Annotated in this window: 17 protein-coding genes; all 17 read left to right on the top strand. The window is 66.5% G+C overall.

Features of this window, described 5'->3' with window-relative positions; translation table 11 throughout:
* Positions 1-62 precede the first annotated feature (62 nt).
* The 17 genes from M2D63_RS01855 to M2D63_RS01775 all read left to right on the top strand — a co-directional run bounded on the left by M2D63_RS01855 (position 63) and on the right by M2D63_RS01775 (position 14,288).
* Positions 63-617: a TetR/AcrR family transcriptional regulator gene (locus M2D63_RS01855; protein WP_285861043.1), complete on the top strand. Its 555-nt coding sequence runs from the start codon at positions 63-65 to the stop codon at positions 615-617.
* Positions 604-1,200, top strand: coding sequence for a DUF4157 domain-containing protein (locus tag M2D63_RS01850; RefSeq protein WP_285861042.1), 597 nt, complete (start codon positions 604-606; stop codon positions 1,198-1,200). The genes M2D63_RS01855 and M2D63_RS01850 overlap by 14 nt, the downstream gene beginning before the upstream one ends.
* 96 nt (positions 1,201-1,296) lie before the next feature.
* Entirely contained in the window at positions 1,297-2,343 is a 1,047-nt protein-coding gene (locus M2D63_RS01845) for a class I SAM-dependent methyltransferase (RefSeq protein ID WP_285861041.1), read from the top strand.
* A 199-nt stretch (positions 2,344-2,542) separates the two neighbouring features.
* Positions 2,543-3,133 (top strand): amino acid synthesis family protein, encoded by a 591-nt coding sequence (locus M2D63_RS01840; RefSeq protein WP_285861039.1) that lies wholly within the window; start codon positions 2,543-2,545, stop codon positions 3,131-3,133.
* A 26-nt stretch (positions 3,134-3,159) separates the two neighbouring features.
* Complete coding sequence (locus tag M2D63_RS01835; RefSeq protein WP_285861038.1) at positions 3,160-3,993, top strand: alpha/beta fold hydrolase; 834 nt, start codon at positions 3,160-3,162, stop codon at positions 3,991-3,993.
* On the top strand, positions 3,990-5,471 hold the full coding sequence (locus M2D63_RS01830) for an aldehyde dehydrogenase (protein WP_285861036.1): 1,482 nt from the start codon (positions 3,990-3,992) through the stop codon (positions 5,469-5,471). Before M2D63_RS01835 ends, M2D63_RS01830 begins: the two co-directional genes overlap by 4 nt.
* Positions 5,472-5,483: 12 nt before the next feature.
* Positions 5,484-5,969, top strand: a complete 486-nt coding sequence (locus M2D63_RS01825) for a flavin reductase family protein (protein ID WP_285861035.1) — start codon at positions 5,484-5,486, stop codon at positions 5,967-5,969.
* A gap of 62 nt (positions 5,970-6,031) precedes the next feature.
* Positions 6,032-6,421 carry a carboxymuconolactone decarboxylase family protein gene (locus M2D63_RS01820; protein ID WP_285861034.1) on the top strand — a complete coding sequence of 130 codons (390 nt, stop codon included), beginning with the start codon at positions 6,032-6,034 and terminating at the stop codon, positions 6,419-6,421.
* Between the two features lie 44 nt (positions 6,422-6,465).
* A complete protein-coding gene (locus tag M2D63_RS01815; protein ID WP_285861033.1) occupies positions 6,466-7,218 on the top strand; it encodes a GntR family transcriptional regulator in 753 nt (250 codons plus the stop codon).
* A gap of 2 nt (positions 7,219-7,220) precedes the next feature.
* Entirely contained in the window at positions 7,221-7,784 is a 564-nt protein-coding gene (locus M2D63_RS01810) for an NUDIX hydrolase (RefSeq protein ID WP_285861032.1), read from the top strand.
* A gap of 248 nt (positions 7,785-8,032) precedes the next feature.
* Positions 8,033-8,704: a GntR family transcriptional regulator gene (locus tag M2D63_RS01805; RefSeq protein ID WP_285861031.1), complete on the top strand. Its 672-nt coding sequence runs from the start codon at positions 8,033-8,035 to the stop codon at positions 8,702-8,704.
* A gap of 190 nt (positions 8,705-8,894) precedes the next feature.
* Positions 8,895-9,827: a 4-hydroxyproline epimerase gene (locus M2D63_RS01800; RefSeq protein ID WP_285861030.1), complete on the top strand. Its 933-nt coding sequence runs from the start codon at positions 8,895-8,897 to the stop codon at positions 9,825-9,827.
* Entirely contained in the window at positions 9,824-10,939 is a 1,116-nt protein-coding gene (locus M2D63_RS01795; RefSeq protein ID WP_285861028.1) for an FAD-binding oxidoreductase, read from the top strand. Before M2D63_RS01800 ends, M2D63_RS01795 begins: the two co-directional genes overlap by 4 nt.
* Complete coding sequence (locus M2D63_RS01790) at positions 10,932-11,168, top strand: (2Fe-2S)-binding protein (RefSeq protein WP_285861027.1); 237 nt, start codon at positions 10,932-10,934, stop codon at positions 11,166-11,168. Before M2D63_RS01795 ends, M2D63_RS01790 begins: the two co-directional genes overlap by 8 nt.
* Positions 11,165-12,421 (top strand): FAD/NAD(P)-binding oxidoreductase, encoded by a 1,257-nt coding sequence (locus M2D63_RS01785; RefSeq protein WP_285861026.1) that lies wholly within the window; start codon positions 11,165-11,167, stop codon positions 12,419-12,421. The genes M2D63_RS01790 and M2D63_RS01785 overlap by 4 nt, the downstream gene beginning before the upstream one ends.
* A gap of 56 nt (positions 12,422-12,477) precedes the next feature.
* Positions 12,478-13,227: an AraC family transcriptional regulator gene (locus M2D63_RS01780; protein ID WP_285861025.1), complete on the top strand. Its 750-nt coding sequence runs from the start codon at positions 12,478-12,480 to the stop codon at positions 13,225-13,227.
* A 242-nt stretch (positions 13,228-13,469) separates the two neighbouring features.
* Positions 13,470-14,288, top strand: coding sequence for a transporter substrate-binding domain-containing protein (locus M2D63_RS01775; RefSeq protein ID WP_285861024.1), 819 nt, complete (start codon positions 13,470-13,472; stop codon positions 14,286-14,288).
* Positions 14,289-14,290: the final 2 nt, after the last annotated feature.

The following is a 14,290-nucleotide window of genomic DNA, read 5'->3' as shown; positions in this document are numbered from 1 at the left end:
ACTAAACGAACGCTATGCTATGATCCAGGCCTCGTCAAGCAGGTGTACCGGAGACAGCCAGCGTGCGTTACGCCACCGATCACAAGGAACATACCCGGCAGAAGCTGCTGGAAAGCAGCGGTGCCCTGGCCAAGCGCGGGGGCTTCAACGCCACCGGTGTGGCCGGGTTGATGAAGGCCATCGGCCTGACCGGTGGGGCCTTCTACAACCATTTTCCGTCCAAGGACGATCTGTTCACCGAGATCGTGCGCCGCGAGCTGTCCCACAGCCCCATGGCCCAGCAGCCGATCGACCGCGAACGGCTTGGCCGCTGCCTGGAGCAGTACCTGACCCTGGCCCACGTGCATAACCGCGAGGGTGGCTGCGCCATCCCGGCCCTGGGCGCTGAGATTGCCCAGGCGCCGTTGCCGGTACGCGAAGAGGCCGAACACTGGCTATGCAACCTGCAGCAGGCCTGGGCCCAGACCCTGGGCGACCCGGACCTGGCCTGGGCGCTGCTCAGCCAGTGCGTGGGCGCACTGCTGATTGCGCGCATGCTCGCCAGCGAAGCGCGCCAGCAGGAGGTGCTCAAGGCTTCCCGTGATTTTCTCGCCGGGGCCTTGCATGAGAGTCGTTGAAACGCTGCTGCTCGGTCTTGCCCTGACACTTCCGCTCAACGCCCTCGCCGCCTGCCCCGCTGGCCAGTACGAGATCTGCCTGGGCGGCTGCATCTGCTCGCCGATCGACCCGGGCGAAGCCCGCACCGTGCTCGACGATCTGGGCCGCATGGCCAGCAGCTCCCTGGCCATGGCCCTGCAGCAAGCGCGCAACGAAGCGGCGGCCGGCACCGTGCTGCCCATCCCGCTGCACATCCGTGCCCAGCTGGAGCCCTATTACGATTTCCAGGTGCTGGATGCGGCGCGCTACAAGGTCGGCGACCAGGAGGCCCTGGACAGCGCCAGTGCCGTGCTGCAGAACCCCGACGTCAACGCCGTGACCCTGATCGACATCATCGTCTTTCGCGACGAGGCCGACGCCCAGGACGACGTCGCCCTCTGGGCCCACGAGCTGCACCATGTGCAACAGTACCAGCAATGGGGCGTGGACGAGTTCGCCCGGCGCTATTCCCGCGACTACGACGCCGTCGAGGCACCGGCCTACGAAGTCCAGGCAAAAATCAGCAAGGCCCTGCGCGAGCGCGCGTCCGGCCAGGCCCGCTGAACTACACTGATAGGTTGCCCCTTTTGACAAATGGCCGAGGCCGTCGCGGGCTGCGGCGGCCCCGTTGACGTTGGACTTCTTGCAGGAGATCACGCAATGGACGAAGCCAAGCTACAGGACTTCATGGGAAAGCTGGTCAATGACATGGGCGCTGCCGCCCTGCTGGCCAACCTGATCCTCGGCGATGAACTGGGTTTGTACCGGGCCATGGCTGACAGTCAGTTCATCACCCCCGAACAACTGGCGCAAAAGACCGGCTGCAATGCCCGCCTGCTGCGCGAGTGGCTCAGCGCCCAGGCGGCGTCGGGCTACATGGAACACCAGGACGGACGCTTTCGCCTGCCCGAGGAACAGGCCATGGCCCTGGCCATCGAGGATTCGCCGGTGTACGCCGCCGGTGGCGCCTCGGTGATCGCCGCCCTCTACCATGACAAGGACAAACTGGTCGCGGCCATGCGCGGTGATGGCGGCCTGCCCTGGGGCGATCACCACCCGTGCATGTTCAGCGGCACCGAGCGTTTCTTTCGCCCCGGCTACAAGGCCAACCTGGTCAGCCAGTGGCTGCCGGCGCTGACCGGGGTGGTCGACAAGCTCAAGGCCGGGGCCAAGGTCGCCGATGTCGGCTGTGGCCATGGTGCGTCCACGGTGATCATGGCCCAGGCCTTCCCCACCTCGCGGTTCATCGGCTACGACTACCACGCGCCTTCGATCACCGTGGCCAACCAGCGTGCGGCCGAGGCAGGCGTGGGCGAGCGCGCACAGTTCGTCAAGGCCAGCGCCAAGGACTTCCCCGACCATGACTACGACCTGATCTGCTACTTCGACTGCCTGCACGACATGGGCGACCCGGTGGGCGCCGCCAGGCATGCCTACAAGGCGCTCAAGGCCGACGGCACGGTGCTGCTGGTCGAGCCCTATGCCGGTGACAACCTCGATGCCAACAGCACGCCGGTGGGCCGCCTGTTCTACGCCGCCTCCACCTTCATCTGCACGCCCAACTCGCTGTCCCAGGAAGTCGGCCTGGGCCTGGGTGCGCAGGCCGGCGAGGCACGGTTGCGGGCCGTGTTTGAAGAAGCCGGTTTCAAGACCTTCCGGCGGGCTACGGAAACGCCGTTCAACCTGATCCTCGAAGCGCGCAAATAAACCCTATCGCGGGGCAAGCCCGCTCCCACAGGGTGCATTCCACCCTGTGGGAGCGGGCTTGCCCCGCGATTGCACCTCCCCCCGTCATCCCCCACACGTCGCCCCGGCAGAGAAATTTGCAGGAAGCGCTTGCATGCAAAGTATTATGGTATACCATCAGACAACAAGACCTAGACCACCCCCTGCACAGGAGCAGCCCATGAGTTTCGAAATCCGCAAGATCGTCACCTACGCCGAAGAAACCTTCATCGAAGGGGGCAAGGCCACCGACAAGCCGGTGACCATGGTCGGCCTGGCCGTGGTGATCAAGAACCCGTGGCTGGGCCGCGGTTTTGTCGAAGACCTCAAGCCTGAAATCCGCGCCAACTGCTCGGACCTGGGTGCGCAAATGGTCGAGCGTCTGTGCGCCGCCATCGGCGGTGCCGACAAGATCGAAGCCTATGGCAAGGCTGCCGTGGTCGGCGCCGACGGAGAGATCGAGCACGCCTCGGCGGTGATCCACACCCTGCGCTTCGGCAACCACTACCGCGAGGCGGTCAAGGCCAAGAGCTACCTGAGCTTCACCAACAAGCGCGGCGGTCCGGGCACTTCGATCCAGATCCCGATGATGCACAAGGACGACGAAGGCCTGCGCTCGCACTACATCACCCTGGAAATGCAGATCGAAGACGCCCCCCGCGCCGACGAGATCGTCGTGGTCCTGGGTTGCGCCGACGGTGGCCGCCTGCACCCGCGCATCGGCAACCGTTACATCGATCTGGAAGAGCTGGCCGCTGAAAAAGCGCAATAACAATAACGACGCCCTAGGAGCGACCGATGATTCAGCCTGCTGCTGAACGCACCCCGGCCGGCACCAGTTACCTGGCGACCGGCCAAGGCCAGCCCGTGGTCCTGATCCACGGCGTGGGCCTGAACAAAGAAATGTGGGGCGGCCAGGTCGTGGGCCTGGCCAGTGATTACCGGGTCATCGCCTACGACATGCTCGGCCACGGCCAGAGCCCGCGCCCGCAACCCGGTTGCGGCTTGCCCGGCTATGCCGCGCAACTGGCCGAGCTGCTCGATCACCTGCAGTTGCCCCAGGCGACCATCATCGGTTTCTCCATGGGCGGCCTGGTGGCCCGCGCCTTCGCCCTGCACTACCCGCAGCGCCTGGCCGCGCTGGTGGTGCTCAACAGCGTGTTCAACCGCAGCGCCGAGCAACGCGCCGGGGTCATCGCCCGTACCGCCCAGGCGGCCGAGCACGGCCCCGACGCCAACGCCGAAGCGGCCCTGGCGCGCTGGTTCAGCCGCGAGTACCAGGCCGCCAACCCGGCGCAGATCGCCGCTATCCGCCAGACCCTGGCCAGCAACGATCCGCAGGGCTACCTGACCACTTACGAACTGTTCGCCACCCAGGACATGTACCGCGCCGACGACCTGGCCAGCATCCAGGTGCCGACCCTGATCGCCACCGGCGAATGGGACCTGGGCTCGACCCCGGACATGACCCGGCAACTGGCCCGGCGCATACCCGGCGCGCAGAGCGTGGTGCTGGCCGAACAACGGCATATGATGCCGGTAGAGTCGCCGCGCCTGGTCAACCAGATGCTGCTGGACTTTCTCGGCGACGCCAAAACCCTTTCCGATTCAGCCAAGGGGATCGTTGCATGACTCTCGTACGATTTCAGATGTGCATCGACGGCCAGTGGCTCGATGCCCAGAGCGGCAAGACCTTCGACAGCCTCGACCCGTCCACCGCGCAGGCCTGGGCGCAATTGCCCGATGCCGATCAAGCGGATGTCGAGCGCGCCGTGCAGGCGGCGCAAACCGCCTTCGACAACCCGGCCTGGCGTGGCCTGACCGCCACCGCCCGGGGCAAGTTGCTGCGCCGCCTGGGTGATCTGATCAGCGCCAACAAGGAACACCTGGCCCAGCTGGAAAGCCGCGACAACGGCAAGCTGATCCGCGAAACCCGCGGCCAGGTCGGCTACCTGCCGGAGTTCTTCCACTACACCGCGGGCCTGGCCGACAAGCTCGAAGGCGGCACCCTGCCGCTGGACAAGCCCGACCTGTTCGCCTACACCGTGCACGAGCCGATCGGCGTGGTCGCCGGGATCATTCCCTGGAACAGCCCGCTGTACCTGACCGCGATCAAGTTGGCGCCGGCCCTCGCCGCCGGCAACACCATCGTGCTCAAGCCGTCCGAGCACGCCTCGGCGACCATCCTGGAGCTGGCGCGCCTGGCCCTGGAAGCCGGCTTCCCGCCGGGCGTGGTCAACGTCGTCACAGGCTACGGCCCGAGCACCGGCGCAGCCCTGACCCGTCACCCGCTGGTGCGCAAGATCGCCTTCACCGGCGGCGCCGCCACCGCCCGCCATGTGGTGCGCAGCAGCGCCGAGAACTTCGCCAAGCTGTCGCTGGAGCTGGGTGGCAAGTCGCCGAACATCATCTTCGCCGACGCCGACCTCGACAGCGCCATCAACGGCGCGGTGGCCGGCATCTATGCCGCCTCCGGGCAGAGCTGCGTGGCCGGCTCGCGCCTGCTGGTGCAGGACGAGATCTACGATGAATTCGTCGAGCGTCTGGTCGAGCGGGCCAAACGCATCAAGATCGGCAACCCCCAGGACGACAGCAGCGAAATGGGTCCCATGGCCACCGCCCAGCAACTGGCCGTGGTCGAAGGCCTGGTGGCCGCGGCCAAGGCCGAAGGCGCCACCCTGCGCCTGGGCGGCAAGCGCGCCGAGGTCGACAGCGACGGCTGGTACTACGAGCCGACCCTGTTCGAATGCGACAGCAACTCGATGAAGATCATGCAGGAAGAAGTCTTCGGCCCGGTGGCGGCGGTGATCCGCTTCAAGACCGAGGAAGAAGCCCTGGCCATGGCCAACGACTCGCAGTTCGGCCTCGCCGCCGGCATCTGGACCCGCGACCTGGGCCGTGCCCACCGCCTGGCCCGCGACGTGCGCTCGGGGATCATCTGGGTCAACACCTACCGCGCGGTCTCGGCCATGGCGCCGATCGGCGGCTTCAAGAACAGTGGCTACGGGCGCGAGAGCGGCATCGACTCGGTACTGGCCTACACCGAACTCAAGACGGTGTGGATCAACCTCTCGACCGCGCCGATGCCCGACCCCTTTGTCATGCGTTAGGAGACCTGCGTCATGATCGAACCCGGCATTTACAAAGACGTGATGGGCTCCTTCCCGTCCGGCGTCACGGTGGTCACCACCCTGGACGCCGACGGGGCCATCGTCGGCATCACCGCCAGCGCCTTCAGCGCGCTGTCGATCGACCCGGCGCTGGTGCTGTTCTGCCCCAACTACGCCTCCGACACCTACCCGGTGCTGCGTGACAGCAAGCAGTTCGCCATTCACCTGCTGGCCGCAGGGCAAACCGCCGAGGCCTATGCCTTCGCTGGCAAGGGCAAGGACAAGGCCAAAGGCATCGACTGGCAGCTGAGCGCACTGGGCAACCCGCTGCTGGGCAATGCCACGGCGATCATCGAATGCGAGCTGTGGCGCGAGTACGACGGTGGCGATCACGCCATCATCGTCGGCGCGGTGAAGAACCTGATCCTGCCCGAGCAGCCGGCCACGCCGATGATCTACCACAAGGGCAAGCTCGGCGCCCTGCCGCCGCTGGCCTGATTTCCCTTTTGGGGGCCGCGCGCCACACCTCGGTTGCGGCCCCCGTTTTTTCGGAGCTGATCATGAGCAACGAGAAGTACCAGAAAGGCCTTGAGATCCGCACCCAGGTGCTGGGCCAGGACTACGTCAACAAATCGATCGAGAACGCCGACGACTTCACCCGCCCCTTGCAGGAGCTGGTCACCGAATACTGCTGGGGGCATGTCTGGGGCCGCGAAGGCCTGTCGCTCAAGGAGCGCAGCATGATCAACCTGGCAATGATTTCTGCGCTCAATCGCCCCCACGAACTCAAGCTGCACATACGCGGCGCCTTGCGTAACGGTCTGAGTCGTGAGCAAATACGCGAAATCCTGCTTCAAGTCGGTATCTATTGCGGTGTGCCCGCAGCCGTGGACAGTTTCCGGCTGGCCCGCGAAGCCTTCGCCGAGGCCGACTCGGAGCCCACCCGATAACGACGGGCTGTTCAACTGCTACAGCCCTCTGCAGAGCACCGATGATGAAACGCCAGCCCCTCGACGACAGCTTCAAGGTCAACCGCAACCCTGTAACCCTGCGCGAAATCGTGCTCGACAAACTGCGCGGGGCGATCATGAGCTTCCAGCTGCTGCCCGGCGACCGCCTGGTCGAGCGCGACCTGTGCGACCGCCTCGGCGTGAGCCGCACCTCGGTGCGTGAAGCGCTGCGTCACCTGGAGTCCGAGGGCCTGGTGGAATTCGCCGACGCCAAGGGCCCGCGCGTGGCCATCATCACCCTGGAAGACGCCCGCGACATCTACGAGCTGCGCTGCGTGCTCGAAGGCCTGATCGTGCAACTGTTCACCCTCAACGCCAAGGCCAAGGACATCCGCGCCCTGGAAAAGGCCCTGGAGGTGAACCGCAAGGCGCTTGAAGAAGGCGAGCTGCAACAGGTGCTCGACTCGGTGCAAGGCTTCTACGACGTGCTGCTCGAAGGCTCCGGCAACCATGTCGCCGCTACCCAGCTGCGCCAGTTGCAGGCACGCATCAGCTACCTGCGCGCAACCTCCGTGTCCCAGGAGAACCGCCGTGGGGCGAGCAACCTGGAAATGGAAAAAATCGTCGCCGCGATCAAGAGCGGCGACCCGCTGGCCGCCCACCAGGCTTCGGTCGACCATGTGCGTGCCGCGGCCAAGGTAGCCCTGGACTACCTGCGCCAGAAGCACGACGACACCAGCAAGGTGCGTGACATCGCCACGCCCATCGTTCTCAAAGAACCCCGCATAGGTCGCTGATCATGCCCGCCGTCCCTCGCTACTGCCCGCAATGCACTGCCGCGCTGCACCAGGGACGGCCCGCCGGCGACACCCACGAGCGCCTGCTGTGCAGCGCCTGTGGCTACATCCACTATGTGAACCCCAAGCTGATTGCCGGCTGCATCATCGAGCAGGACGGCAAGTACCTGTTGTGCCAGCGCGCCATCCCGCCGCGCCCCGGCACCTGGACCCTGCCGGCCGGCTTCATGGAGGCCGGCGAGACCACCGAAGAGGCGGCCCTGCGCGAAGTCTGGGAAGAAAGCGGCGTACGCGCCGAAATCATCTCGCCCTACTCGATCTTCAGCGTGCCGAAGATCAGCGAGGTGTACATCATCTTCCGCGCCATCGCCCTGGAAGTCACCGGCCAGTACGGCCCGGAAACCCTCGACTACCGCTTCTTCGCCCCCGAGGAGATCCCCTGGGACGAGATCTACTACCCGGCGATCCGGCAGATTCTCGAACGCTACATCGAAGAGCGCCAGGCTGGCGTCTACGGCATCTACATGGGCAACGACGACAGCGGCAAGGTGCATTTCATCCGCTAACCCTGTTCGGCTGTGATTCGATTACCTCGCCGTGTAGCCCTGCGATCGGTGGGAGCGGGCTTGCCCCGCGATTGCGGGTTGTCAGCCCCATCGCATCGCGGGGCAAGCCCGCTCCTACCGATTACCGCCTGGCGGCAGCGGCTTCGCGCAGGCAAACTCTCTCCTGAAACCAGCCTTTGGGCATATGTGGCGCCAGGATCGGTAAAATTCGTATACCATATCCAAAAATAGCTTCGGACGATGCCACCGTGACCGTACCCCGCCTCAACGCCCCGGACCTGGGCAATACGCCTTCGACTTCGGAAATCATCACCCGCCACCTGCGTGATGCGATCATTGCCGGGCATTTCGCCGAAGACGAGCCGATCCGCCAGGACGACATCGCCCGCCAGTTCAACGTCAGCAAGATCCCCGTGCGCGAGGCGCTCAAGCGCCTGGAAGCCGAAGGCCTGGTGATGTTCCAGCGCAACCGCGGGGCGATGGTCACGCGCATGTCGGAACCGGAGCTGGCGCAGATGTTCGAGGTACGCATGCTGCTCGAAGACAAGGCGCTGCGCCTGGCCATTCCGAACATGACCGAGGAGACCTTCGCCCGCGCCGAGCGGATCTGCCAGGAGTTCGTCGGCGAGAACGACGTCGGGCGCTGGGCCGAGCTCAACTGGGAGCTGCATGCCTGCCTGTACGAGCCGGCGCAGCGGCCGTTCCTGGTCAATATGATCCGCTCGGTGAACGACAAGCTGGAGCGTTACCTGCGGATGCAGATGAGCCTGTCGGCGGGCAAGGAACGCGCCGATCACGAACATCGCGAAATCCTCGATGCCTGCCGGGCCAAGGATGTCGAGCGTGCGGTGACCTTGCTCGACGAGCATATCGCTGGCGTCTGCAAGACCCTGTTCGAGCACCTGCCGCAAACCAGGTGAGCGGCACTGCCACCAGCCCGCGTAGGAGCCATCGGTCCCTGTGGGAGCTGGCGAAGCCGGCGATCGACTGCGCAGCAGTCGCAACCCCCTGTGCCGATTTCGTCGTTGCCATAACGTAAAGGCATCAAGCCGGCACCCCTGGGAACACGCCACCCTGTCCTTCACCTCCCAGAACGGACGCGGCCTCCCCATGAAACGCATTACCGTGATCGACTCCCACACCGGCGGCGAACCCACCCGCCTGGTCACCGACGGCTTCCCTGACCTGGGCACCGGCAGCATGGCCGAACGCCGCCAGCGCCTTGCCGAGCAGCACGATCAATGGCGCAGCGCCTGCATGCTCGAACCTCGCGGCAGCGATGTGCTGGTCGGCGCCCTGCTGTGCGAACCGGTAGACCCCAGCGCCTGTGCCGGGGTGATCTTCTTCAACAACACCGGCTACCTGGGCATGTGCGGCCACGGCACCATCGGCCTGGTGGTATCGCTGACGCACCTGGGCCGGATCGGGCCGGGCGTGCACCGCATCGAAACCCCGGTGGGCACGGTGCAGGCGACCCTGCACGACGACCACTCGGTCAGCGTGCGCAACGTACCCGCCTACCGCTACCGCAAGGACCTGACGCTAGAGGTGCCGGGCATCGGCCGCGTGGTCGGCGATGTGGCCTGGGGCGGCAACTGGTTCTTCCTGATCGCCGACCACGGCCTGCAGGTCGCCGGCGACAATATCGAGGCACTGACCGCCTACACCTACGCCGTGCAACAAGCCCTGGAACACCAGGGCATCCGCGGTGAGGACGGCGGCCTGATCGACCATATCGAACTGTTCGCAGACGACCCCGACGCCGACAGCCGCAACTTCGTTCTCTGCCCGGGCAAGGCCTACGACCGCTCGCCCTGCGGCACCGGCACCAGCGCCAAGCTCGCCTGCCTGGCGGCCGACGGCACGCTGCAAGCGGGGCAGGTCTGGCGCCAGGCCAGTGTCATCGGCAGCCTGTTCGAAGGCTCGTACGAGGCCTCTGGCGAACGCATCGTGCCGACCATTCGCGGCCGTGCCCATATCAGCGCCGAAGCCACGCTGATCATTGAACAAGACGACCCCTTCGCCTGGGGCATCCACCCGTGAGCGCTGGCGCCGTAGCCGATGTGATCGTGATCGGCGCCGGGATCATCGGTGCGGCCTGCGCGCAGTCGCTGGCCGCCCGTGGCCTGCGCGTGCTGGTGCTGGACGCCGGGCTGCACGGCGCCACCGCCGCCGGCATGGGCCACTTGCTGGTGCTCGACGACAATGCGGCGGAGCTGGCGCTCAGCCAGCACTCGCTGCAACGCTGGCGCGAATTGGCGCCCCGACTACCCGAGGACTGTGCCTACCGCAGCAACGGCACCCTGTGGCTGGCGGCCAATGCCGAAGAGATGGCCGTGGCCGAGCACAAATTCAGCGTGCTGCAAGCCCGCGGCGTGGCCTGCGAGCTGGTCGCAGGGCGAGCCCTGCGCCAGCGCGAACCGGCCTTGCGCGAGGGCCTCGAAGGCGGCCTGCTGATCAACGGCGACGGCATCCTCTACGCCCCGGCTACCGCCCGCTGGATGCTGCAAACAGCAGGCATCGAGCAACGCCGGGCGCGGGTCAACGCGGTACAGGGCAAGCGCGTGCGCCTGGACGACGGCCAGTGGCTGAGCGCCGATGCCGTGGTGCTGGCCAACGGCATCCAGGCCACCGACCTGTGCCCGGAGTTGCCCATCGAACCGAAGAAAGGCCACCTGCTGATCACCGACCGTTACCCCGGCACCGTGACCCACACCTTGGTGGAACTGGGCTATGTGACCAGTGCCCATAACGCCAGCGGCCCGTCCACCGCCTGCAACATCCAGCCGCGCCCGACCGGCCAGCTGTTCATCGGCGCTTCGCGCCAGTTCGGCACCACCGACCCTGCCGTGGAAGGCTGGATGCTCGCGCGTATGCTCAAACGCGCCACCGAATACATGCCGGGCCTGGCGCAGCTGAACGGTATCCGCGCCTGGACCGGCTTTCGCGCCGCCAGCCCCGACGGCCTGCCCCTGGTGGGCCGCCATCCGCAGCAGGAGGGCCTGTGGCTTGCGGTGGGTCATGAGGGCCTGGGCGTCACCACCGCCCCGGCCACGGCCGACCTGCTGACCGCGCAACTGTTCAACGAAACGCCGCCCCTGGCGGCCCGCCCCTACCTGCCAGAACGCTTTGCCGGAGCACTCGCCCATGCCTGACCTGACACTCGATGGCCGCCCGCTGCGGGTAGCCGACGGCACCAGCGTGGCCGCAGCGCTGGCGCTCGGCAGCGACGGCTGCTCGCGGACCTCGGTGAGCGGGCAACGTCGCGCGCCGCTGTGCGGCATGGGCATCTGCCAGGAGTGCCGGGTGACCATCGACGGTCGCCGGCGCCTGGCCTGCCAGACCCTGTGCCGCGACGGCATGCAGGTGGAGACCCGCGCATGAACGAACACGCCAACCTGCTGATCATCGGTGCCGGCCCCGCCGGCCTGGCCGCGGCACTGGCCGCCGCCCCCCGTGCCGAACGCATCGTGCTGCTCGACGACAACCCGCTGCCCGGCGGGCAGATCTGGCGCGACGGCCCCCAGGCCAAGGTCCCCGCCCAGGCACGGCAACTGCGCGAGCAGGTGCTCGCCTGCGCCAATGTGCGTTACTACAGCGCCACCCGGGTGATCGCCCAGTCCGGCCCCGACACCCTGCTGGTGGAAGACCCCGAGCGAGGCTGGCAGATCCGTTACGACCGGCTGATCCTCTGCACCGGCGCCCGCGAACTGCTGCTGCCCTTCCCCGGCTGGACCCTGCCCGGGGTGACCGGGGCCGGTGGCTTGCAGGCGCTGATCAAGGCCGGCCTGGCGGTGCGCGACCAGCGTATCGTCATCGCCGGCAGCGGGCCCTTGCTGCTGGCCAGCGCCGCCACCGCCCGGGACAACGGCGCCAGGGTGCTGCGCATCGCCGAACAGGCGTCGACAACCGCCGTCGCCGGCTTCGCTGCGCAGTTGCCACGCTGGCCGTACAAACTGCTGCAGTCCTTCAGCCTGTTCGACCGCCAGTACCGCAGCGCCAGCCATGTGCTCGCCGCCCTGGGCAGCGATCGCCTGGAGGGCGTGCGCCTGATGCAGAACGGCAAGGTCGTGGAAATGGCCTGTGACCGGCTGGCCTGCGGCTTCGGCCTGATCCCCAATATCCAGCTGGGCCAGGCCCTGGGCTGCGCCGTGGCCCAGGACGCGATTGCCGTGAACAGCTGGCAGGAAACGACCCTGCCGGGCGTCTACGCGGCGGGCGAATGCACCGGCTTTGGTGGCAGCGAACGGGCCTTGGTCGAAGGCGCCATCGCAGGTCTCGCAGCGGTCGGCAATCGCCAGGCGGCCCAGCAACTGTTCCGTCGTCGCGAGCGCTGGCATGGTTTTGCCGACGCCCTGAACAAGGCCTTCGCCCTGAATCCTGCGCTCAAGTCGCTGGCAACGGCCGATACCCTGGTGTGTCGCTGCGAAGACGTCCCTTATGCCGCCCTCACAGGCTTCAGCGACTGGCGCCAGGCCAAGCTCGCCAGCCGCTGCGGCATGGGCGCCTGCCAGGGTCGGGTGTGCGGTGCGGCCACCCGCCACCTGTTCGGCTGGCAGCCTTCGGCGCCGCGCCCGCCGTTCAGCCCGGCGCGCATCGACACCCTGATGTGCCTGGACGACACGCCCGGCCCTTGAGATAGACGCCGGGGGCGCACTATGATCCCGACGGTCGCCCCCGGAACGTCTGCGCCATGCACGCCACGCTCAACCACTTCCCGCCCTGCGATCTACCCACCCTGCTCGGCAGTCTGCACGCCATCGCGCCGCTGCTCGACACCCTCAACGATGTGGTGTTCTTCATCAAGGACCGCGAGGCGCGCTACGCCTTCGTCAACCAGACCCTGGCCCGTCGCTGCGGCCGCAAGCACGGCGACGAGCTGCTCGGGCTCACCGCCGAACACGTCTTTCCCGCCCGCTTTGGCCCGCTCTACACCGAGCAGGACCGCCGCGTGCTGAGCAGCGGCCGGGAACTGGCCGACCAGCTGGAACTGCACCTGTATTACGGCAACCAGCCGATCTGGTGCCTGACCCACAAGCGCCCGCTCAAGGATGCCGGTGGCAATATCGTTGGCCTGGCCGGGATCTCCCGCGACCTGCAACTGCCCCAGTCCAACCACCCGGCGTTCCAGAAACTCGCCGCCGTCGACGGGCATATCCGCGCCCACTTCAGCCGCCCCATCAGCCTTGCCGAGCTGACCGCCATCGCCGGGCTGTCGGTGGCGCAACTGGAGCGTCACTGCAAGCGCATCTTCCAGCTCACGCCACGGCAGATGATCCACAAGGCCCGGCTGGAAGAAGCCTCGCGCCTGCTGCAGGACCCGGGCCTGCCCATCACCGAGATCGCCCTGCGCTGCGGTTACACCGACCACAGCGCCTTCAGCCGCCAGTTCCGCGCCCTCACCGGGCTTTCGCCCAGCCAGTACCGCGACAGCCAGCACTGAGTGTTCCTTTACGGGGCGCTGCGCGCGGGCAGTGCTCCGATATGTAACACCTGCTACACACCCGACCCGGCGCGGTAAAACCGCCCAGCGCAACCTTCCTTTCTGGCAGACGCCCTAACTCAAGGGCTGACAGATATTTCCTGCGGGACCACAAAAACAGGCACGGCCATTGCACTTAAAAATATCGTATACGAAATCTACAATACGATATCTAACAGCACTTCACCGACCACGAGGCCTCTATGAAAAACCGCACATTTGCCGTAGCCCTCAGCGCTGTTCTCAGTACCGCCTGCATTGCCAACGCCCAGGCCGACAAACTCGACGACATCATCGGCTCCGGCAAGCTGCGCTGCGCCGTGACCCTGGACTTCCCGCCCATGGGCTTTCGCGACGAAGCCAACAAGCCCGCCGGCTTCGACGTCGACTACTGCAACGACCTGGCGAAGATCCTCGGCGTCGAACCCGAAGTGGTCGAAACCCCTTTCCCCGATCGCATCCCGGCGCTGGTCTCCGGCCGTGCCGACGTGATCGTGGCGTCCACCTCCGACACCCTGGAGCGGGCCAAGACGGTCGGCCTCACCGTGCCTTACTTCGCCTTCCAGATGGTCGTGCTGACCCGCGACAACACTGGTATCAACAGCTTCGCCGACCTCAAGGGCAAGGCCCTGGGCAATACCAGCGGCACCTATGAAGCCATCGCCCTGGAGAAGGACGTCAAGAGCTGGGGCAGCGGCAGCTTCCGCGCCTACCAGTCGCAGAACGACACCCTGCTGGCCGTCGCCCAGGGCCATATCGACGCCACCGTGGTCACCAACACCGTCGCCGCCGCCACCCTCAAGTCCGGCAAGTACAAGAACCTCAAGGTCGCCGGCAACGCCCCCTACGTGATCGACTACGTGTCGCTGGGCGCCAAGCGCAACGAGTACGGCCTGTTGCGTTACCTCGACCTGTTCGTCAACCAGCAGGTGCGCACCGGGCGCTACAAGGAGCTGTTCACCAAGTGGGTGGGGACCGAGATTGCCCCGACCGACCTGACCGTGCCACAGGTCTACTACTGAGG

It is taken from the genome of Pseudomonas sp. BJa5, assembly GCF_030272875.2.
Taxonomy (GTDB): Bacteria; Pseudomonadota; Gammaproteobacteria; order Pseudomonadales; family Pseudomonadaceae; genus Aquipseudomonas.
This window is presented reverse-complemented; position numbering and strand designations above follow the sequence as displayed.